We start from the raw sequence: 22,040 nt of genomic DNA, 5'->3' as shown, positions 1-22,040 counted from the left end.
GGGGGGGGCCCGCCGGYGGCCCGCGGGSCCCCCCCCCCACGGCCGTTTAGAGGCCGGCGCCGACGGAGTCGACGACGGCCGTGCGCACCAGGGCGCTGGGGCGGGCGTCGAGGTCGAGCTGGCCGGCACCGGTGCGGGTCTGCCAACCCCGGTAGGCGAGCGTCCCAGGGTCGAACAACATCTCGTGGCGGGCGCCGTCCTCCCCCACCGGGCAGGTCACCGCGATCACCTTGCGTTCGGTGATGTCGGCGACCTCGCGGTCGACGCCGACCCCGGGGATCTGGGACACGGCCTCAAACAGCGCGTGCTGCGCGGCTGGCGGGAGCACCGTGCCGGTGAGCAGCACCCGCGCCCGAGCGAACGCCTCCCCATCGCCGGCCACGTCCTGGCGCAGGTACGCCAGCATCCCCTCGGCCGTGGCCGGCAGGTCGGAGCGGTACGCCGGCAGCGCCCGACACGAGCTCACCCGCCCCGCCGGATCAAGCTGCCCGTCCGGAGTCAGCGCCGACATCCGCCCGCCCCGACAGGCGGGAATCACCCGGTCGGGCTGGACCGGCCCTCCGGGAAGGGTGACGCGGCGCAGTCCGTCGTGCTCGCCGTCCACACTCGTCCAGGTGACCACCTCACTTAGCCCGCCTCCCCCGGCTCCCGGGTACCAGACCTTCGCCACGGTGAGCACGAACTGCTCCCGCCGGGGTGGGGTGTTGGTGACGCCGGAGGCGGGGAAGTTCGCGGCGCTGAGCACGTAGCGGACCTCATGGCCGGCCTGGGGGAACCGGGTCGAGTTCGGGTTCGGGTTGGGGTCGGCTCCGGCGAAAGGGCGCACCACCGCCACGATGGCCACCGCCAGCGCGACGACACCGGCCACCGCGAGGACCCCGACGGTGACCCGCCGGTGGCGGCCCCGGCGGGCCGCCGCGCGCAGGCGTGGCCCGTCGGCGATGAGCTCCAGTGCCCGCTCGGGGACGTGTGGTGGTATCTCCAGGCTTACGGGGTTGGCTTGGCGGGCGATGCGGCGCAGGGCCTCAAGGTCATCATGTGCGGTCATGGCGTGTCCTTACGGTCCTGGGCCTGGTCAAGGTTGTCTCCGAGGAACTCCCGCAGCTTCTTGCGGGCCCGGTCGAAGCGGGAGCCGACGGTGCCTTCCCGGATCCCGAGCGCGGCGGCGGTGTCGGCGTGGGACAACTCGGCGAACACCAGCAACTGCACCACCGCCCGCAGCCGCGGGCTGAGCGCGCCGAGGGCAGCGGCGAGTCGGGAGTTGAGCCGCAGGGCGTCGAGCGCGTCGTCGACGCGTTCGAGGTGCAGGCCCCGGTCGTCAACCTCGATGTCGGCGTCCATGGAACGCCGCCAGGCCTCCTCCTCCCGGGACATGTTGCGCAGCTCGTAGTCAAGGATCCGAAACAGCCACGGCCGAAGCCCGCGCTCGACGACGCGCGGGGTGATCTTCTGCACCGCGATCTCCACCATGCGTTGCACCGCGTCGGCGCCGTCGTGCGGGCCGACCCGGCGGGCGGCGTAGCGCAGGAGGTCTGAGTAGTTGTGCTGGTAGGCGCTCGTGAGCGCGTTCGTGACGCCGTCGGGGTCGTTCCCGAGGGTCGTCGGGTCGGTGGACACAGTCGGAGGTTGCTCCTTGATCTTCATCCGTACCTGTCGCCCTCAGCCCCACATGTTTTCAGCGGATTGTGCCCTCACCTTGTACACGTCCGTACGGCCGTTGATCTTCCACATTTTCCGGAACAATTTTCCAGACCGGCCGTGAGCAGGCAGAACAAGACATCGAAGATCTTTCGATCATGGAAGAACATGTACCCACCCGGCCCGGCGTCACGGCCGCCAGGGAGCGCCAGTGTCGGAAGTGAGAAAGATTTCCGGGTATCAACCCCAAACGAAATCCGTACATAATGGTGCTAACGGTTATCCAATTTGGCTTGTCCCCACGACACTCCCGCCGGGGAGTAGCGCGTCGGCTGGATCACGATGTAGGTTCTGGCCGTTCGCGTCCTCCGCACCACGTCGGCCGTGCCCTCAAGCCCTGCCGGACACACCCCTCGCCCGACAGCCGCAGCCCGCGGCACCGCCGGCGAAGGAAGGTACGTGAACAACCTTGGAACACCCATCGGATCGGCGGAGACCCGCGCGACCCGGCAAACCCCGTAACCACGGACACCAGCCGAGGCTCCCGCGCGCCCACCCCGACCACCCGGTCAACACCCGGCGAGACGCCTACGACCGGCCCAACCCCCGCGACCACCAACCCGCCCGCCGGAACATGTGGCGAGGCGACTGGACCAAGGCCCTCACCACGGCGAACACCGTGATGAGGACCCTGGCAGTGATCATCGAACTGGTACGAGCCTTCCACAACTAACTAACCAGTCCGACGCGGAGAGAGGGTCGCGGTAACCCCCGCGGCCCTACTCACCGTCTAGCAGCGAACCGAGAATCCGCACCCGGTGACGCCCCCGCACGGCACCGGCCCCAGCACGGCCTCCACATAGATCTACGTCAACGGCGACAACGTGGTCAACCAACCGTGGCCGATCCCACTGTTGGCCAACCCCGGTGCCATCCATGACTCCCCCAACGCGTGACGGCTCGTGCTCGACGCGGCCTGTTCCGCGAACTGCCGTCACCTGTACCGACTGGCCCAGCCGTCAGGTCCTGACGTGAATTCACCCGTCTTCCGCTGTCGGGCTACCGACACCAGCCCCGCTTGAAGTCGCCAGCGACTGCTCGACAAGCCATTCGCCTCTCCGGTGGAGGCTCGACTCTTGGACGTCGACCGTATCGACAGCCGCGCACCCGGTGGTGGAGTTCACACGGACCGCGGCTCGCCGTGCGTTCCAGGCTGACGGGATCGCCCTTCGACCGCGACCGGGTGAAAGTCGCCGGGCTGATCTGCATGGCCATCAACACGTGCACAATCGCGTCGACCGCGACCATGCAGCGGCCGACCTCCTGGAACGCGCCGCCGGCCGCGACCTTCTCGCCGGCCCGGCCGATCACTGGCGGCGCCCGGCGCCTGACCTCATCCGTCTGCAGCATCGGCGGCGCGGTCACGTCCATCGGCAGCGCCTTCAACGAACTCGACGAAACCGAACCCGTCATCCGCCGCGCGCCAGGCGCACCGGGCTGTCGGCTACCGCGCTGGGCGGAACCAGCCGAGTGGACGTGGGCGTGCTCGGTGGTTTCAGTGTGGGATTTGTCGATCGTGGGCTGTTGGGCGGCTTGGCCTGGTTGGGTGGGGTGGAGGCGCCGGCTGTCGGGTGGCGCCCATGACCTCGGGGGACCGGATGCTGGCCAGGAGCAATCGCAGGCCGTTTGGGCGAATCACGGCACACCTATTGGTGCTTTTTGTGGCGCTCTTGTCGTCGGTGGTGTGGGCCGGCACGGCCCAGGCGGAGCTGCCTGCTGGATGCGAGGGGGCTGCCACGGCCGGCCCCGATGTGATCGAGTGCGGCACGGTACAGGCTGGCGAAGTCCTCGACGCCTTGGGTGGGGACGACACGATCACCGTGACAATAAGTGTCGCTGGGAAGATCCGTGGGGGCGACGGCAATGACGACATCAGACTCTACTCCGCAGCTCGCGGCGTGCAGTTGTTGACGGGCGCGGTTTTTGGTGAGGCCGGTGACGACAAGATAACGATCGACGGCTACGACCATTACTCTCCCTATTTCAGGGTGGCGGTGAGCGCTACAGCCTCGGTGCTGGGCGGCTCGGGCGATGACGTGATCACCGTCACAGGAGGAATGGAGGGCGGGGACGCGGTCGCCGGGGACGTGCGCGGTGGGGCGGGCGAGGACACCATCACCGTTGCCGGCGGCGGAGGAAAATCACCTGGCGCCGGCATCTACCGAGGTGGGCGTGTGCACGGAGGTGACCCGGACCTGGCGGGCCTGATGGACCTGGCCGACGGCGCCGACACCATCACCGTCACGGGCGGCTCCTGCGACCCCGATGCGGAGTGCGAGGGCCAGCCCGGCATTCTGGACGGCATATTGTCCGGTGGTGCGGGAGGTGACGTGCTGACCGTCACCGGCGGCAAAGGTGGCAGCCGCGGAGGCGGACCTGCCGTCGACGGCGGTGTCATCGCAGGAGGCGACCCGGCGCTGGGCGCGTTGCGGAACGACGGGGCCGACACGATCATCCTCACCGGCGGAGACGACGCCTACCCGGACGGAAGCGGCCTCACAGGTACCGATCTGTATCCCGCCACCGTGCGCGGCGACAGGGGTGATGATGTCATCATCATCAGCGGTGGCGACGCCACGACCGCCGGCAGGCCCGGCGGCGAGGGAGTCTCAGGCGAGGAGAACGCGGACGGCCGTGGCGCGAGAGTCGAAGGCGGCCTCGGCAGCGACCAGATCACCATCCTCGCCGGCACAAACAGTGCTGGCCCGAGCTCCAACGCGGTCCTCAACGCCAACATCACCGGCGGCGGACAAGCGCTCACCGACGACCTCGACGGCGACGACACCATCACCATCGGCACCGCCGCCAAGCCCAATAGGGCCGCCAATGCCGACATCAGCGGCGACGCAGGAAATGACACGCTCGCCGTGCACGGTGAGGCCACCGACGTCACCGTCGACGGCGAAGACGGCATCGACAGCTGCGGCGAAATCAGTAGCGGCGCCTTCTTCACCTGCGAGATCATCCAATAGCCACCCGTCACCACGCCGGTCCCGGCGCGGCCACCGCGTGGCCGATCCCCAGCACTCCCGCAGCCCGCAGCTGGCCTGCTGCGGGTACGCCTTCGATCGTGTCGCCCTCGTCCATGTCGGGCTAGATGGAAACTTTTCGAGCGCTGCGACCTGTTGCGGCTCGGCGCGAGCGCCAGCCAGTCGTACCCCTATAGACCCGTTTTTTGCGGGATTGATGGTGACTGACGTGCGATGCTCCCCGCAGTTGCCACAACGCGTCGTGTCATCTCCGCCAGCGCGTAACGGGCCCGTTGGCTCTGCAAAAGGTGGCAGTCGTGGCGTAGCTGTTCTAGAAGGGCATGCGCGGAGTGCAGGTGGCCGAGTTGCACGTGCATCTGGGTTGCCCAGGCAGTGGTAAGTGCCCGGAGGAGGCGTTGTTCTGGGGGTCGCTGGTCGAGTGACAGGTTGATGGCGTGGCGGGCGGGAATGTTGTCGTGCAGGTAGTGCAGGGCGAGTCCGGCGTCGTGATGGAGGTCTGCTGGGCTGTAGGTGCCGAGGGGGCCCGCGGGTGGGGTGGCGCGTGCGAAAAGCCGGTCGGTGCGCGCGAGTGTTGCTAGGGCTTCGTGCTTGTCGCCGAGGGCGGCGTATTCCACTGCGGCTTGTCCTGCCAGTAGCGCCTTCATGTGGGGTGGCGCGGTTGGCCGGGCGGTGTCTTCGGCGGCTTGGATGGCGTGCAGTGCGGCGTGGTGGTGGCCGAGGATGTGCGCTTGGAGTCCGACGGCGCGCAGGGCCAGGGCCTGGGTCGCGATGTCGTGGGCGTCTTCGGCGAGGGCGAGGGCGAGGGTGAAGTAGCGCTGGGCGAGCCTGTGGCTTCGGGCGTCTAGTGCCATGAACCCTGCGAGGTAGACCAGGCCTGCGGCGGCGGAGGTGAAGCTTCGTCCTGCACTGTTGGGGCTGATGGTGGTGAGCAGGCGGGTGATGTCCTGGGCGACGTAGGCGATGAGGGCGGCTCGTGCCCGTCCGCCTCCGTGTGCCAGATAGACGTGGGCGAGGGCGGCGATCATGGCGCGGGCGGCTTCGGTCTCGCCCGCACCGATCCGGCGGGTGTGGGTTGGGAGGTGTCGGTGTGGGGTCAGTGCGGTGCGGGGCATGGCGAGGGTGTCGTGGAGTTGATAGATGCCACGACGAAGTTGTACGCGTTGGGTGGGGTCGCAGTCGGCCAGGGCCAGTTCGGCCAGGGCGCTGACCGGGTCGACGCCTGCCGTGGGAGCGTCCTGGGCGATGAGGCCGATGTCGCCCGGGGTGACGGGGCGGCGCAGGCGCCGGGACAGCGCCTCGGCAACGATATCTGCGACGCCTGTTCCTGGCTGGCGTCCAGCCATCCAGTGCGAGACGGAGGTGCGGTCGTAGTGCAGGCGAACCCCGGCTTCGGTCCCGACCGTGTTGACGGCGTGGGCCATGGCCTGCAGTGTCCAGGCGGCCTCGGTGTGCAGGGCGCGCAGGTGCAGATTGTGTCCACGGGTCGGTGTCATCGGACTCCTCCACAGGCCGGCGAGCAACACGAGCAACACGACGGCATCCGCCATGGGGGTGCTTGCACGGCTTCCTGACGCCTACTTGAAATATCTACCCAGCCGCTGAGCAGGTAAAGCCCCTAGATCGCGACGGAGAGTCGCGAGTGCGGGGACCTGCCACAACGCTGCCCTTTCGGGCAGCGCCGTCACGGCGGCGGCGCGTTTCGCTCGAGTAACCGCAGCGGGGTGACGTGGCGCCTGGGCACGCAGAGAGGAAGCGACATGGACGACTACACGGCCCGTCGGGCCGACGTTGCCAAGCTCGTCGGCGAACGCTGGGGGCCGCTGTTGACGGAAATCGGAAGTACCGTCGTTCATCGCGACGACGCCCGGCAGCCACCGCCTCGGGACCTTCTCGCTCAGACTGGTTCGGCCGGGTTGCAGGCGTTGTCCCTGCCGCAGGTGGCCGGCGGCGCGAACGTTGATGCCCTGACGTGGGGCATGGTGCTCGAGCAGGTCGGGTACCGCTGTGAGGACTCCGCACTCGCGCTGATCCTCAACCACCAGATCGACATCGCCCGGCTCATCTGCGAGTCGGGGCGCTCGGACCTGATCGAGTCCTACGCCGTCCCCATCGCCCAGGGCCGCTGCGGAGCGGGTATCGCCTACACCGAAGACGCAGACGCCTACTCCTTCCGCACCCTGCTGCACCGCAAAGGCGACGGCTACGTACTCAACGGGCACAAGTCCTACATCACCGGCGGTCTGATCAGCGATGTGTTCCTCACCTACGCCCTGGATGAGTCCGGCGACATGATCGCCTGCCTGGTACAGCGCGACGACCCTGGTGTGACCGTGACGGCTTCGGAGCCGATGGGCATGCGCACGGCCGGCGCGGCCTCCGTCACCTTCGACGACGTGACACTGCCTGCGGGCCGGATACTCGAATCGCGCGACGGGCTCACCCACGCCCAGCGGTTCCTCAGCCTCCAGCGCCTGTGGATCGCGTGTGCCCCCCTCGGCCGGGCCCAGGCCGTCCTGGAGGACTGCGCGGCGCATCTGGCCGGCAGCGTCCGCTACGGCGAGCCGGTCGCCGAACTCAAAAACGTCCAGGCGTCCCTCGGGCGTATGTTCGTGGCCATCGAATCGGCCAGGGTCATGCTGTACCACGCGCTGGGGCGGGTCGCAGCGGGCAACACCGAGCCCGTTTTCGACCCGATCGTCTCGGCCGCCAAGTACTTCGCGATCGAGCAGATCCGCTTCGTCCTCGAACGGGCGCTCGCGGTGCTCGGCGGTCACGGCTACTACGGGACCACGCACCTCGGCAGGTACATGCGCGACTTCGCAGGCCTCACGCTCGCCGCCGGCACCCAGGACATTCTCGAGGTCAACCTCGGCGCCGGTGTGGTGGCACGAGCAGGACGCCCCTCCCGCGCACCGCACGGCTCCCCCACCACCGAGCACTGAACGCATCGGCGATGTCACCCGCCCTTCAACCATCGCTAGAAAGAGGCCCTACCCATGACGTTCGAATTCAACGGGATGCTGCTGCGTTTGGCCGACAGCCAGCGCTCCGTGTCCTTCGCGGCCACCACGTTCAGCGGGGTGCTGGAGGAGCTGACGGCGAAGTATCCGGCCATGAAGCGGATCTTGCTGGACAACTCCGGGCAGCTGCGCCGCGCCCACCGCGTGGTACTCAACGGCGAGTTCATCAACCACCCCGACGGGAACCTGCCGTTGGCAGAAGACGATCACGTCGAGTTCTTCAGTGCGATCGCCGGCGGATGACCACGACGGAGTGCCGGTGAACACCGCGGATCAACAGGCCCTGGCCTGGGGAACCCGGCCCCGGGACTGGGCCGCTGTGCAGGAGCCGACCATACGACCGGTCATCCACTCGGTACTCGAGGAACTGGGCCCGTGGCGGGGCAGGGCCCTGTTGGACATCGGCTGCGGCGCGGGCGACTTCACGGGCCGCGCCGCCGCCCTGGGCGCCGTGGTGAGCGGCCTGGACGTGTCCGCAGCACTGATCGACATCGCCCGGACACGCCATCCCACGGGAGCGTTTCAGGTCGCGACCATGGAGAAGCTGCCCTTTCCCGACGGGGCGTTCGACGTCGTGACCGCGTTTAACTGCCTGCACTTTTCGACCGACCCCCAGCGCACGGTCACCGAGGCGCTCCGGGTCGTGCGGACCGCGGGCAGCATCGTGATCGCGACGTGGGGCCCACCGAATGAGTGTGACGCCTTCACCTATCTCCTCGACCTCGGCGCACTCATGCCACCGCCCGATCGAGGGGACGACCAGCTGGACCCGTCCGACGTCGACGCGTTCAGGCGTCTACTGGCCAGGCCCGGCCTGACTCTCTCAGCCTGGCGGGTGGTTCCCTGCCCGTGGAAGTACCCCGACCTTGCTACGGCTCTGCGCGGGCTGCTTTCCACGGGCCCGGCTGCCGAAGCCATCAACCACTCGGGATACGGGCGGGTCGCCGAAGCCATTGCCGAGTCGATCGCGCCCTACCGGCGCGGTGACGGTTCGTACCTGCTGAATAACACCTGCTACTACCTGATCGCGCACGTCTCGTAGAAGGACGCAACGCCATGATGTGTACCTGCCGTGCCCACACCGCCCTGTATGGCCCGGCCGATGACGAAAAGCCAGGCCCGTTCAACGTCACAGTGGTCCGGGATGATTTCCCGCTGCTGCGGTCCCGCTCGACGGGAACCACGCCCCTGGCCTACCTCGACAGCGCAGCCACCTCCCAGAAGCCTACGGTCGTCCTTGACGCCGAGTACGACTACAACGCCCACCACAACGCCAACGTGCACCGCGGCTCCCACGCCCTCGCCCGGGAAGCAACCGAACTGTTCGAACGTTCCCGCGACGTGGTCGCCGACCTGATCGGTGCTGACCGCGACGAGGTCGTGTTCACCCGCAATGCGACCGAGGCCCTCAACCTCCTCGCCTACGCCATCGGCAACGCCTCGACAGCCGATCGGCCGTTTCGTTCACTGGCCATCGGGCCGGGTGACACGATCGTGGTCACCGAAATGGAACACCACTCCAACCTGATGCCCTGGCAGGAACTATGCCGCCGCACCGGGGCGACACTACGGTGGCTACCGCTCACCGATGACGGACGCCTCGACCTATCCGGGCTGGACGAGATTGTCACCGAACGGACCAAGATCCTCACCTTCACCCACCAGTCCAACCTGTACGGCACCGTGAACCCGGTGCCGACTCTCGTCCGCAGAGCCCGGCAGGTCGGGGCGCTCACCGTACTGGACGCCTGTCAGTCGGTACCCCACATGCCGGTCGACGTCGTTGCTCTCGGCGTGGACTTCCTCGCATTCTCCGGACACAAGGCCTGCGGCCCGACAGGTGTCGGGGTGCTGTGGGGCCGCAAGGCCTTGTTGTCGGCTCTTCCGCCGTTCATGACCGGCGGCGAGATGAACGGCGAGGTCACCATGGCCCGTTCCAGCTACGCCGAACCGCCCCGCCGCTTCGAGGCCGGCACACCGATGATCGCCCAGGCGATCGGACTCGCCGCAGCCTGCCGCTACCTCAGCAGAATCGGGCTAAGCCGCATCGCCGCGCACGAGCATGCCCTGACCAGCCGCGCGCTCTCCGCGATGGCGGCGGTACCCGGGCTTCGGATCATCGGCCCGTCCGACACGTTCATGCGGGGCCCCGCCCTCTCCTTCGCACTCGAAGGCCTGAACCCGGCAGCGGTCGGCACCCACCTCAACGAGAGGGGAATCGCGATCCGGGTCGGGAACCTGTGCGCGCAACCCGCTTGCGGCCGGTTCGCGCTCGCAGCCACGACCAGGGCTTCATTCCATCTCTACACCAGCACGGAAGAAGTGGACCGATTCACGGACGCACTCGCCGAGATTCGCTGTACCGACTCCGTCCTCACTTCAGGCTGACAGCAGCCGATGACGCCAGCATCCGACCAGCCATTCTACGACACCGACGGCATTTCCCATGGAAACAGGCTCCGCGACCGCCCGCTGGACTGCTATTACTCAAACCTCAGGTTTGCCGAAATACAGTAGACGGTGTCAGGGCCGTCGGTGACTGCCAGCTGAAATTTCGCCGCAGTGCCAGCGGGAATGGTGCTGAACTCTGGCGGCAGATAGATCGTGATGGTCGTGGTGTTCGGCCCGGCCGGGCTCGGCGCACCCGAGTAGCCGGTGCCATAATTGCCCTTGATTCCGTCCCCCGCGAGGAAGAAGTATGCTCGCGCATCGGCGGTCAGCGGGGCGAGGAGGTCGCCGGTCACGACGATTGAGTTTTCGTGGTTGGCCGATAAGGTCGGCGGGTCGAAGTACACGTCCGTGACGGTCTCAGTGTGCGCGACCCCTTGACGACACTTGACCCAACTTGCCGCCTGGGCCGGGGCTGCGATGAAAGGCGCTAACAGTCCTGCAGCCACAATGGCAGCCGCAGCACCTGTTCGCAACGTAGGCATTGTTCCCCCTGGACTCCACTTTCCGAAAACAGGTTGAGAGCGGGCCGAACGTCTATCACATCCTTTGGGACAACAAGCGGCAGCGCGTGAAGCAACAAGGTGCTGCACGCCCACCAAGGACAACCCGCCAGGAGCGAGAAAATGACTCTGTAGGCGGATCACCCAGGCAGTTATCTGGCACCCGGGCCGGATGGGTCGCGAAGTAGTCTCGTAGTGGCGACGCTGAGAAAGCAGGTCGCAGGCGTTTTTTTGAAATTGCGCACCAACGACCGTATCGCCGAATTCTCCGACTTGCCCTGCCCTTTCCCTTGCTTAGGTTAGCTCCCCAAATTGCAACGCGCAGACTTCTTACAGATTCCCCAATGAATCTAGAGCGGTCGATATTATCTTTTTCAATTCGAAATTTTCATAGGATGGGACTTCATCACTATGGGAGGGCATCATGCGTCGAGCACTGTCTGTATTAGCGCTGACGATCTGCGCCGTCACAGTCCTGTCGACTTCCGCTGCGCACGCGGGCGGTGAAGAGAGCGCGCCACGGGTCCTGAGAGTTTCTTGTCTCGGAACGGGCGCGACCAGCTACACCCCGGGGGTCACCCTGACGGCCAGGAATATCACAGCTGCCAGCAGCGGCAGTCTCACGGCGTGCATCGGTGACGCCGCCGTCACGGGAGGGACCTTCACCTCCTCCAGCAGCGGCATGCTGGCATGCACCGTCGGCCAGCTCGAGGGCAGCGCGGAGGTAACCTGGCTTCCGGTGAACGAAACCAGCACCATCACCTACTTCACGACCCGGTCGGTGCGACCTCTCGGTGAAACGGTCGCAGTCACCACAGGGACGGTCTCCGCGGGCCGCTATCTCGGCGGCACCCTCGCGGTGGTAGCGGTGATCACCACCGGGACGCCCACAGCGTGCCTGACGGCAACAGGAGTCGAGTCCGCAACGGGTGCCGGCACTTCCACCGTGTTGGGATAGGGGCTCGCGACGACAGATGGGATCGAAGAGAAGCGCAGGAGGTGGGTCAACCGGTCCGGTGCCTCATTGCCGGCGGCCCCCACCTCCTCACGTCCAGGCCGCCGGGGCGCAGCTGCGGGGAGCCCCGACTCAATGCGAACCCGCCGGCCAAGATGATGACAGACCCGAGATCCGGTTCTTTGCAATCGATCGAATCCGTTCCCTGACTGTCCCGCGACAGGGCCGCTGTGTAGATGACCGAAGTGCATGGTTCCGCACACGAGTGCCACGAAGGGCATGACATGCGTACCGTCCTGGATGACATCTCCCTCCGCGCGCACGAGGCCCCTCGTCGGGTCGCCCTGGCGTTCACGCAGGCGGGTGCGGAAGCTTCGGTGACCTACGGGGACCTCCTCGCGCGAGCGGAGGTTCTGGCTGGCGGCATGGCCGAAGCTGGCTGCGAGCCCGGGTCGCGCATTGTTCTCGCCTGTCCCCCGTCCCCGAACTTCTACGCGATGGCACTGGCCGTCGTCGGCAGTGGGATGCAGCTGGTGTTGATCGACGGCGGGATGAACCCTCGACGGCTTCTCGGCGCCCTGTACGTCGCCCGGCCGAAGGTGGTCATCGCCGAAACGGCATCCCAACTCCGGATGCTGTCACCGCCCGAACGTGGGCCTGTCCGGCGGTGGTTCGTCGATGACCTGCCTACCGGACCGCGGACGCGATGGGGCGATGGTAGTGACGAGGACACCGTCGCGGTCGTGAGCTTCACCAGCGGCAGTACTGGCCGCGCGAAGGGTGTGGTGCGCACGCACGGGATCCTGCTTGCTCAAAACCGCGCGCTATCCGCGCACCTGCCCTATCGCGACGGGGACGTCGACATGACGTGCTTCCCGGTTGTGGTGCTGCACAACCTCGCGTGCGGTGTGACGACCGTGCTGCCCCCGATCGACTTACGCGAGCCCGGTCAGGTCGACCCGGGCGCGGTGTGCGACGTCGTGCGACGACACGGCGTGTCCACCATCTCGGCGGCGCCCGCGTTCGTCGAGGCTCTGGCCGACCATGGCGACCCGTTGCCCTCTGTGCGTCGAATAGCTGTCGGTGGCGGGCCGGTGCCGCGGCCGCTGTGCGCGAAGATCGTCCGGACGTTCATGGCGGCGGAGACGCTGGTCGTGTACGGGTCGACCGAGGCCGAGCCGATCGCCCACGTCACGATGGCCGACGTACTACGTGATGACCACCCGGGGCTGCTGGTCGGTACACCCGTGGAGGAGGTCGACGTCGCCCTGGTGGACCTTCCGGCTCGGCTGGATCGCGTCGTGCCCGCTGGTTGGATCCGCTCGCTGGGTGCCCGGACGGGTGAGGTCGTGGTGCGCGGTGCCGTGGTGAGCCGTGTCTATGTCGGTGATCCTGAGGCGGTCGCTACGAATAAGGTTCGTGAGTCCGACGGCACGGTCTGGCATCGCACGGGCGACATTGCCCAGTTGGATCCTTCGGGACGGCTTCGGCTGCTGGGTCATACGGCGGACGTGGTCCGTCATGCCGGACGCGACCTGCATCCGCTGATGATCGAAGCTGCGCTGGCCGAGGTGCCCGGGGTTCGCCGCACAGCTCTCGTCGCCCATCGCGGCGCGCCAGGAGGTGAGGTCGCTGTTGTGGTGGCCGTAGACAGCGCTGTGGAGCGTGTGCGGGAGCGCCTGCGCACCGAAGGCCTCGCTGGTCTGCCGGTCCGCGTCATTGACGCCATTCCGACCGATCCGCGCCACAACAGCAAAGTCGATCGGGCAGCACTGCGTCGGGCACTTTCGCCTTAACTTCGGCACCCTACTTAGCTGGAAGTGAAGTGGAGCATCCCCCCGGTGGGTCTACCGGGGGTTCCGCGTGCTGGTGTGTCTGTTAGGGGCAACCAGTGACGGTGCCCGCGACATAGCGGTATCGGCAGGTGTCGGTGCCGTTTCCGCCGTCGAGGGTGCCGTAGACGGTGGTGTCGCCGTTGTCGCGGGCGCCGATGGTGTCGTCGCCGTCACCACCGTTGACGAGGCCGCCGCCGTCGATGTATTCGACGGTGATGGTGTCGGCGCCGTCGCCGGCGTCGAGGCTGCCGCGGTAGATGCGGAAAGCGGTGATGGTGTCGTCGCCGCCGTCGCCTCGGACCGCTCCGTTGGTCCATTCGTCGGGCAAGCCGAGGAAGCTGATCTCGATATGGTCATTGCCCGCGCCGCCGCTGACGGTGCCGTTACCGACATACGTTTTAGATAGGCTCCCGATGGTGATGATGTCGTCGCCGTTGTCGCCGTTGACGACAGATTCGTTGTGAACGGCCGGCGCGAAGAGGGTGTCGTTGCCTTCACCGCCGTTGAGCGTCGTTTTGAACTGCTCGTGGGGAGCGGCGTAGAGGTTGATGGTGTCGTCGCCGTCGTCGCCGTTGAACGTGACCCCCGAGACGTCGAAGGCGCTCATGGTGTCGTTGTCGTCGTCGCCGTTGATGGTGCTGTCGGACAGTTCGCCCCAGAACTTGACGTTGTCGGCACCGGGGCCGGCGTTGACAGTGATGCCTGAGTAGCTGGCGGACCCGTTGTCCGGGGCCTTGAACTCGATGGTGTCGTCGCCGTTGCCGGAGTAGATGGTGATGTTGGTGGCGACGATGCCGCTGTCGCGCGGCTCGTTGAAGATGATGTCGTCGTCGCCGTCGCCGGCGTAGATGGCAAATCCCTGCACGCCGGCCGTGCACTGGATGAGGTCGGATTCGTCGGTGCCGTGGATGCGGCCGTCGATGACCTCGGCGGGATCACTGTCGATGGTGCAGGCGCCGGCGGCGTGTGCGGGACCGGCGACGAAGGCCAGACCCGCGGTGACGGTGAGCACAGCTACGGCCAGCACACCCATCCGACGGCCGCGGGGAAGGCGACCGCGACGCGGGTGGAGTGAGTCGCTGTCGGTCATACCGATTCCCAGTTTGTAGTTGTCCATATGCGAAGCGTAACTACCTGGGGGGAGGTTGTATTGATTCCAGCGAAAAGACCTGCCTTGTAGCGAATCCGCCTGCCAGCACGCTGATCCAGAAGAAACGTTGTATAGCCCGCATCCACGTTAGTCCAGCGGCTAGCGCGTACCTAGCGTGAAGTGGTCTCCACAAGTCAGACCAACACGAGAGAAGTCGGCCGTGGCCGGCGAGTTCGCGTGTCAGGAAACGACAGACCCCACACCTCGGGTCAGGGAGATCCTGTCATTGCGGGAGTCGCACCGAGTACAGCCCATATTCGCGTAATGCGACAGAATTAGTGGGGCACAGCAAACGACTGGCGTTGTCTTCGCGGATGAGCGCGCCCAGGTACTCGTCACAACGGGAAGCACCGTGGTGGAAGGTCCACGCCACGAGGGCTTTGGCCAGTCCGCTGCGGCGATGAGCGGGGTGCACAGCCAAGGTTTTGATGATCGCGCAACGGTTGCCGTGTCCCAGGATCTGCGGCCCGTGTCGCTGGAAGTCCAGGTCGTCGGGTCGTATCCGAGCGGTACCCGCTCCCTGGACGATCAGTGGGCCGTAGTGGGGGTAGGCGAGTAGAAAGCCGACGATCTCCCCGCCAGGGCCTTGGGCGAGCACGCTCAAATCTCCCCAGACGCGGCGCAGCATGTTGGCTCCAAACGCCGCCGCGAACTCCGGAAGGTCGGTGGGTGTGAAGGCGAAGTTGTCTGCGAAGGCGGCGTTGACGAGCTGGTGAAGCTCGGCGTACCGGCTCAGCCACTGGGCGCCGGAGACGCTGCTGAAGCGGTAGCCATCGGCTTCCAGCCGGCGTTGGTGCGGTTGATAATGGGCGAGTGCGGCACGTGCGCCCCGACTGTCGAAGCGCCACGTCTGGTACCGCTGCTCGAGCCTTAGGCCTAAAGCTTGCAGTCGAGGGCCGTACCACGTCGGGGTGTATGGTTCGCCCGCAAAAGGCAGTCCGTCTGGTTCTGCCGACAGGAGCACGCGATAGCCGAACGCCGTTCCGAAGTCGATCGGCCCGTACAACCGGGCGGCACCGGCGGCCGTTGCCCATTCGATGATGCGCGAGAACAGCCTCCGATCGGCGTCCATGTCCCCGGCGCTCTCCCAGTAGCCGAAGAAGGCGCAGGCTTCCCCTCCGACGCGGCATGCCGGGTCAAGGAAGACGGCGGCGCGTGCGCGCCCAGCTAGGCAGAATGTTCTCGCCGAGCGTGCTTCGTGCCACCGGTTGGCGGCGGAGAAGGCATGAGCTACCTGGGCGGGCTCCTCGGGTATCCAGGCCGGATCGGAGCGGTAGATCTGATGCGGAAGGCTGAGAAACTCGTCGGACACACCCGCCACGCCCGGGCGTTCAAGGATCTCGTCTGTCCGATGGCCGGACCCGCGCGGTGCCGCCATCAGTCGTCGTCCTCCAGCGACAGCAGGTGCCACAGGGTGCTCACGGCTCTATCGACGAAGCCGTAATGGCGGAAGGTGTGGGCCATCAGGTACTGGCCGAATCGGTTGATCGCCAGGTCGTAGAGAGACAGTGTGTAGCCGCGCCGCCACGTGACGGGGTCGAGCACGAGGCCGCTGGCCTGCTCGAGGGCCAGGCGGTGACACTCGATGAGCCGGTTGACCTCTGACTTCTCCGTCTGGCTGTTCAGTACGAAGCACAGCAACTCCGCCAGGTCGTGCTGCGGCACTCCGAGGGTGGCCAGTTCCCAGTCGTAGGCGCACAGGCGCTGTTCAGGTCCGAGGGGGCGCAGGCAGATATTGCGCGGGTTGAAGTCGTTGTGGATGAGGGTTCTTGGCATGCGCTCGAATTCGGTTGGCCACTGGTCGGTTGTGGCGACGATGGTCTGCCAACGTTTTTGGATGTCGTCGTCGATGAGTTCCGGGAACTCAGCTGCCGCGTGCGCGGCCAGTGCCTCCCAGAGGGGTTTCATCTCTGCGAGGTCGGCGCTGGTGAGTATCGTTCCGATCCACCGCTGTCCTGCCAGTTCGCGTTCGCGTCCGAGCCAGATCGAGTGGATTTCGGCGATGCCCCGCAACGCGACCTCGATCGACTCGGCTGTCCAGTCGGTAATGTCGTCGGCGGTGTCTTTGAGCCGGACATCGGAGAGATGTTCCATGATCACGACGTACGCTTCACGATCAGCGTCGGCTATGGTGCCGTGTATCCGTGGCACGTGACGCGTCCAGCGCGGATCGGTCTGTCGGTAGGCCCCGATCTCACGGGCGTGACAGCCGGCGAAACCCGTGCGCCCACGGAAGCGGGGGTACTGCGTGGCCAGCGCTCCCCCACACAGCGACGCCATGGAACTGGCAATGAGCTCGACCTCGTCATCGAGGGGTTTGACCTTCACCACCACGTCGAGTTGTTCGCAGCCGACACCGCTGCCGCGGTAATGCACTCGAAGCGGCAACAAGCCCAGGAGCTTGTGCGTCTTTCCTGCCGCCAGCTCCGTGATGATGCTGGAGCCGACTACCCCGTCGAGCGGATCGACGGCTTGGGCCACCAGCGCCCTGTCCCTCATCGAGTCGCGCAGGAACGGTTCGAAGAACGCCGCGTCGAGTTCTTCACGCCGGAGATGGCGAACCGGACGGTTGCGGCCGAGTCGCTCATGTGCCGACACGAACTGGCCACTGACCACTGCGGCTAGTGTCGACAGATCCAGCGCCAGACAGAACCCGGCGATGATCTCGGCCAGCCGGAACGCCTTGCCTGTGCCGGCACAGCCCATCATTTCCAGCAGAGCGTTCTGTGCCGGAAGGTGGGTGCCCCCGCCGACCGTGCCGACGACGAGGCCGGGAAGGGTCATGCTGGCGTGCAGGCCATCGGAGTGCACCTGTACCTGGAGATGTCCGAGGCTGGATTCGTGGACACACGCGATGTCCTGGCCAGTCGCTGTGAAGGTCGCGGCGATGACGTTGGCGATGTTGATGTTGTACCCGACCATACCGACGTGGATCGCACTCGCGGTGGCAACCTGGTGGGCCAGCGCCATCGCCTCCGGCGTCGTCTTGAGCAGGCGCTCGCACGTCTGGCGGTCGATCAGGCACTCGGCGATCACGCGGATGCCGCGTCCGGTCGTGAACGACTGATGGCCGACCTTCTTGTCGCCGCTCATGTTGCTTTCGATGTAAAAGTGCTCGATCTCGATGTCCGGCAGTGGTTGCGCCGTCCGCATCAGCCACTGGGCCGCATGCCAGGTGCAGGAGGTCGTCATGTTCTGGCCTGCGGCGTCACCTGTCTCGTAGGTGAAGTAGACGTACACCACTCGGCCGATGATGACCGGCTCCACGGAGATGAGGCGCGCGTGCTGGGAGACACGGCCGGCCTCGGCCTTCAGCTCGTCGTGATGATCGCGGACGAGGTTGGCGAACGTGAAGGCACCGTCGAGGCTTGTCACCGCGAAGGCCGGCACGCGGGTCATGCGCTGCCCAAGGACCCGCGTCCTGACCCCACCGGACCTCGAGACGGCGATGGCGCCGCGGGTCGCTGACGCCACGAGGGCACCCTCGCTCGTCGCGAACGGAGCATAGACGTGGCCCGAGACGTACTCCCCCCGGATCTCCAGCGGGCCGGCGATACCGACCGGAACCTCGACGGCGCCGATCAGGTTTTCGATGTTGCCGGTCAGACGCGCGGCGTCAAGACGCGTCTCCTGCAATGCCGTCAACGGCGCTGCGCTGTTGTGACGAGCGAACTCCAGGCGCCGTAGCCGGGCGTCCTCGGTGTAGTGACCGCGATCGGGAATCATCGGCACCTGCACCACGACTGCCGGGTCCAGCGGAACGGGAGCTACTACAGCGGTCATCTAGACGGCGCCCTCTCTGAGTTTGAAGAGTTTCGACAACAGAGGGCGTCATTCAAGCTTTTCTTCCACGTGGAACTGGCGATAGAAGAACGCACGATCTCGTTGCCACAGGGATGTCGCGAGTTCAGGGTGAGATCTCAGTTGCCCACGTTGAGACGCCGAAGGCGAGCGTGGGATGAACAGATTCCAAAGACACATCCGGCCAGCCGGACGGAGCTTCGCCGCCAGCTTCTGAAAGATCCCGTCGGTCTGAGTATCGGACAGGTACTCGAACAGGTCCGACAGGTTCACCTTGCTGTATCGCCCGGCCTCGACCTCGTCCAAGTGGTCGGCCAAGTCGCCGGTGATGATCTCCACCCGGTCCACGAGGGCGCGCAACCGTTCGAAGTTGCCGCGCCGCAGATACGAGGGACTGAGTTCAAGATCACGATAGGTCCCGGTGAGGATGTACTCCAGGTAGAAGTTTCCACGGGCCGGGATCAGGGTGCACGCGTCACGGAACCGGCTCCAGAGCAGTTCGGTCACGTCAGCGGAGCCGACATAGGTGAACTGCGTGCGGTCGCGGCCGTCTCGGGCCAGCGCGTCACGACTGAAGTACTCACTGAAGGACGCGCGGAAGGAGGGGGTGTCGAAGTGGCGCGCGAACAGCGCCCGCTGCGCGTCTCGATCATCCAGCGAGAGGAGGTGCGCAACGGCCGCACCCGGAATCAGGCGGGCGACGTGCTCGCGCTGGAAGCCCTGCAGGTAGCGCTCGAGGCGGCCGATATGCATGACGCCCTGAGCGAGATCTGCCGGTCTTTGGTCCCAGTAGCGCTTCGATTTGGCAGAAAGGGTTCCGCGGGCACGCTGGTACAGCGCGAGGCGGTCATCTCCGTCACGGGCGCCGATCAGGCAGGCGAATTCGTTGTACCGAAGCGTGCGGATGCCGGCGACCTTGAGGTCAATGAGCGCCGACTGGGCGGGGTTGAGATCAATGGCAGTGATCCCTCGCGGTTCATCGAGCAAAAGGGCGAGAACGTTGCACCCCGCGCTGCCGATGGACAGAACGTCGTCATCAGGTGTGACAGCAAGCCCGGCGCGCAAGACGTCGCTGTCCTCCCACACCTGGGCGTAGCGAACGATATCTGAAGACCGTGCGACGTGGGCAAAGTCGGCTGCCGTTTCCACGGCCGCGCTATCGGTCATGTGGACTCACTTCTCACATTCCTCCGACGGCACGGCCCGCCTGTTGTTCAACTTGGACGTTCCCACATCCGATACACTACATTTCGCATGAATTGCCAGGGGAGAATCATGGTAAATCGCGTCGACTTGTCCATGCTTGAGGATCCGAGTGTGCGTCGCGACCCCTACCCAGTGTGGGCGGCGCTGCGGGAGAACTCGCCTTTGTTCGTGGCCGACGGTGACGCTGTCATCGTCGCCAAACACCAGCACTGCTCCCAGATTCTGCGCGACCCGAACGTGAGCAGTAACCGAGCGGGTTCGCGGCTGGCGGCTCGGTGTCCCGAGGTGGGGCGACCACGCAGCGGGCTATCGTTTCTGGCGATGGACCCTCCAGACCACACCCGGCTGCGTCGTTTGGTTTCTGCGGTCTTTACCCCCCGCGCGATCGCGCAGCTGGAACCGCGGATCCGCAGCATCACCGATCAGCTACTGGCCGGACTGCCACTCGAAGGCGGTACGGCCGAGTTGATATCCCTGGTGGCACACCCGCTTCCAGTACGGGTGATCTGCGAACTGCTTGGGGTGCCAATCGCCGACCGAGAGGCGTTCAAGGATTGGTCGGACAGGGTCGTTCACGCGCTGGATGCGAAGATCGATACCTTCGACGGCGCGGCGATCGCCGACGGCGAGACCGCCTTCGACGAGCTGACCGCATACTTCCAACGCCTCGTCGCCCAACGCCGAAAGCACCCGGCCGACGACCTGCTCACAGCCCTGATCGCAGAGGGCGACGCCAGCGGCGCGCTGACCGAGTCGGAGCTCTTATCTGTCTGCATCCTCTTGCTGATCGCCGGCCACGAGACCACGACGGGTCTTATCGGCAACGGCGTCCTAGCCCTGCTACAACATCTCCACCAGTGGCGGAAGTTGGCCGAAAATCCGGACCTGGCATCAGAAGCGGTAGAGGAAGTGCTGCGCTACGATCCACCCGTGCAGGTATCGGGACGGGTTGCTCGCGGATCGATGCGACTGGGCGGCCTTGAGATCAGTGACGGAACAGTGCTGAAACTCCTTCTCGGCGCGACCGGCCGCGACCCAGCGGCCTTCCAAGATCCCGACCGGTTTGACATCACCCGACCCACACCGCGGCACCTCGCGTTCATGGCAGGACCACACTTCTGCCTCGGTGCCGGCCTGGCCCGCCTGGAAGCGCGAGTAGTCCTCGAAACTCTCACGCGACGCCTGCGTGGCGCGCGGCTAGTCGAACAGACTCTGACGTACACCGCGAACACCGTCATACGAAGCCCCGCACGACTCGAATTCGAGTTCGGGTCCTACGCGCCCACCGGAATCAACTGAGTGAGATGACGCCGGCCCGCGCCAGCCCGACCGGAAACGGACGTGATGAGGCAGGTAGCCGCATCGGCGTACGGGTGCCGCTGATCAGAGCAGACGGCAGCCAAGATGGCGACGAAGAAGGCCCCGCGAAGCGTGCACGCACGAGCGCCTGACCAGAGCTGAGCCCGTGAACCTGGCGTCAGCCACGGGCGGGTACGGTCGCGGAAGTAGGTGCTCTCGTTGCTGGATCCGGCCGGGCCCTGCTCATCGTGCACGACCAGCTGACTCGGCCGATCTTCCGACGTCGTCTACGCCGGCCGCGATTCTCAGGAACACCCGGGCACTACCCCGGCCCCTTCCCCCCGGCGAGGAGAGCCAGGTCGTCAACCGGCGAAGGTGGACACCACCACGCGGAGCTTGTCAGCCAGCATCGCTGCGGTAAGGTCGCGTGGATCGTCGAAACCGCCACAGAGGTGCAGGACCTGGCCTTCTTTGCGAGCCAGTTCCCTCCACGCGGCGGAGGTGGGCAGGTCCCCGGTGTACCAGAGGACCTCCCCGGTGCCGTCCGGGTGTGGTTGCGCGACTTCGAAGTGGGTGCCGGCAAGGCGGCGCGCCAGCCGGGGCGCGGGGTCGCCCAGGCGGCCATGTCGAGCATGCTGCACCAGCCGAACAAGTGGCTCTTGTCCAGCCAACCGTCGCTTGACAGCAGTTCCCCGCCCGGGCCGAACACCCGGAGCTTGTGATGATGTACGTAGGCGACCGCCGCGTACGCCTTGAGCTGCACGGCGACCGCGCTCATTCCGGTGGGAATCCCCTGGACGTCCGGGACTCGCTGGTCATCAGAAGCCATCGCTTCTCCTGGTATAGATCGTGGACTGCGGCGAACAGGTCCAACGGGCGGAAGCTCGCGTACCGGCTGGGCAGCACGGCGACGGCCCGCCCGACGGCCTCGCAGACGGCGAGCGCGCGATTTCTGGGGAACCGCCGCCTGCCCCTTCGGTCATCCTGCACGCGTATATAGACGCCATCACTTCAACATAAAGGCTTCCCTGCACCCTCTCGCATGTCAGCGCGAAGGCCATCCGTTACTTCCCCCAAGGCGCCTACCCGACATCGCGGTCCTCACCCCCCGAGGCCCGTACGTGTCGGTGTCCTT

General features: G+C 66.2%; 17 protein-coding genes. 8 read left to right on the top strand and 9 right to left on the bottom strand.

Features of this window, described 5'->3' with window-relative positions; genetic code table 11:
- Positions 1-46 precede the first annotated feature (46 nt).
- Together PT931_RS20660 and PT931_RS20655 are read right to left on the bottom strand one after the other, a co-directional pair.
- Positions 47-1,048: a CU044_5270 family protein gene (locus PT931_RS20660; RefSeq protein ID WP_456247390.1), complete on the bottom strand. Its 1,002-nt coding sequence runs from the start codon at positions 1,046-1,048 to the stop codon at positions 47-49.
- Positions 1,045-1,617: an RNA polymerase sigma factor gene (locus tag PT931_RS20655; protein WP_456247389.1), complete on the bottom strand. Its 573-nt coding sequence runs from the start codon at positions 1,615-1,617 to the stop codon at positions 1,045-1,047. The genes PT931_RS20660 and PT931_RS20655 overlap by 4 nt, the downstream gene beginning before the upstream one ends.
- 1,679 nt (positions 1,618-3,296) lie before the next feature.
- Here PT931_RS20655 and PT931_RS20650 point away from each other — a divergent pair.
- A complete protein-coding gene (locus PT931_RS20650) occupies positions 3,297-4,670 on the top strand; it encodes a hypothetical protein (RefSeq protein ID WP_456247388.1) in 1,374 nt (457 codons plus the stop codon).
- Positions 4,671-4,858: 188 nt separating this feature from the next.
- Here the strand turns inward: PT931_RS20650 and PT931_RS20645 are convergent, their stop codons facing one another.
- Complete coding sequence (locus PT931_RS20645; RefSeq protein WP_456247387.1) at positions 4,859-6,220, bottom strand: hypothetical protein; 1,362 nt, start codon at positions 6,218-6,220, stop codon at positions 4,859-4,861.
- A gap of 225 nt (positions 6,221-6,445) precedes the next feature.
- On the opposite strand from PT931_RS20645, the gene PT931_RS20640 reads away from it, so the two are divergent.
- Genes PT931_RS20640 through PT931_RS20625 form a run of 4 tightly spaced genes read left to right on the top strand, consistent with a single transcriptional unit; the run spans position 6,446 to position 10,096 of the window.
- Complete coding sequence (locus PT931_RS20640) at positions 6,446-7,630, top strand: acyl-CoA dehydrogenase family protein (protein WP_456247386.1); 1,185 nt, start codon at positions 6,446-6,448, stop codon at positions 7,628-7,630.
- Between the two features lie 54 nt (positions 7,631-7,684).
- Positions 7,685-7,951, top strand: a complete 267-nt coding sequence (locus tag PT931_RS20635; RefSeq protein ID WP_456247385.1) for a MoaD/ThiS family protein — start codon at positions 7,685-7,687, stop codon at positions 7,949-7,951.
- Between the two features lie 16 nt (positions 7,952-7,967).
- Positions 7,968-8,750 carry a methyltransferase domain-containing protein gene (locus PT931_RS20630; RefSeq protein ID WP_456247384.1) on the top strand — a complete coding sequence of 261 codons (783 nt, stop codon included), beginning with the start codon at positions 7,968-7,970 and terminating at the stop codon, positions 8,748-8,750.
- A 14-nt stretch (positions 8,751-8,764) separates the two neighbouring features.
- Positions 8,765-10,096 (top strand): aminotransferase class V-fold PLP-dependent enzyme, encoded by a 1,332-nt coding sequence (locus tag PT931_RS20625; protein WP_456247383.1) that lies wholly within the window; start codon positions 8,765-8,767, stop codon positions 10,094-10,096.
- 95 nt (positions 10,097-10,191) lie between these two features.
- Here the strand turns inward: PT931_RS20625 and PT931_RS20620 are convergent, their stop codons facing one another.
- The gene (locus PT931_RS20620) at positions 10,192-10,503 is read right to left on the bottom strand and encodes a hypothetical protein (protein WP_456247382.1); all 312 of its coding nucleotides are present in this window, start codon (positions 10,501-10,503) and stop codon (positions 10,192-10,194) included.
- A gap of 580 nt (positions 10,504-11,083) precedes the next feature.
- Between PT931_RS20620 and PT931_RS20615 the strand changes: the two genes are divergently transcribed.
- Positions 11,084-11,617: a hypothetical protein gene (locus PT931_RS20615; RefSeq protein ID WP_456247381.1), complete on the top strand. Its 534-nt coding sequence runs from the start codon at positions 11,084-11,086 to the stop codon at positions 11,615-11,617.
- Between the two features lie 281 nt (positions 11,618-11,898).
- Positions 11,899-13,410: an AMP-binding protein gene (locus tag PT931_RS20610; RefSeq protein ID WP_456247380.1), complete on the top strand. Its 1,512-nt coding sequence runs from the start codon at positions 11,899-11,901 to the stop codon at positions 13,408-13,410.
- 82 nt (positions 13,411-13,492) lie between these two features.
- On the opposite strand, the gene PT931_RS20605 is transcribed toward PT931_RS20610, so the two are convergent.
- The 4 genes from PT931_RS20605 to PT931_RS20590 all read right to left on the bottom strand — a co-directional run bounded on the left by PT931_RS20605 (position 13,493) and on the right by PT931_RS20590 (position 19,567).
- Positions 13,493-14,566, bottom strand: a complete 1,074-nt coding sequence (locus PT931_RS20605; protein WP_456247379.1) for a hypothetical protein — start codon at positions 14,564-14,566, stop codon at positions 13,493-13,495.
- A gap of 256 nt (positions 14,567-14,822) precedes the next feature.
- A complete protein-coding gene (locus tag PT931_RS20600) occupies positions 14,823-15,911 on the bottom strand; it encodes a GNAT family N-acetyltransferase (protein WP_456247378.1) in 1,089 nt (362 codons plus the stop codon).
- 65 nt (positions 15,912-15,976) lie between these two features.
- Positions 15,977-18,382, bottom strand: a complete 2,406-nt coding sequence (locus tag PT931_RS20595) for a phosphotransferase (protein ID WP_456247377.1) — start codon at positions 18,380-18,382, stop codon at positions 15,977-15,979.
- A 48-nt stretch (positions 18,383-18,430) separates the two neighbouring features.
- Positions 18,431-19,567 carry a DUF3419 family protein gene (locus PT931_RS20590; protein ID WP_456247376.1) on the bottom strand — a complete coding sequence of 379 codons (1,137 nt, stop codon included), beginning with the start codon at positions 19,565-19,567 and terminating at the stop codon, positions 18,431-18,433.
- Between the two features lie 108 nt (positions 19,568-19,675).
- Between PT931_RS20590 and PT931_RS20585 the strand changes: the two genes are divergently transcribed.
- The gene (locus PT931_RS20585; protein WP_456247375.1) at positions 19,676-20,905 is read left to right on the top strand and encodes a cytochrome P450; all 1,230 of its coding nucleotides are present in this window, start codon (positions 19,676-19,678) and stop codon (positions 20,903-20,905) included.
- Between the two features lie 362 nt (positions 20,906-21,267).
- On the opposite strand, the gene PT931_RS20580 is transcribed toward PT931_RS20585, so the two are convergent.
- Entirely contained in the window at positions 21,268-21,546 is a 279-nt protein-coding gene (locus tag PT931_RS20580; RefSeq protein WP_456247374.1) for a hypothetical protein, read from the bottom strand.
- Positions 21,547-22,040 lie beyond the last annotated feature (494 nt).

The sequence above is a fragment of the Longispora urticae genome (assembly GCF_053902585.1).
Note: the sequence above shows the minus strand (reverse complement) of the source record. Positions and strands in the feature narration are given on the sequence as shown.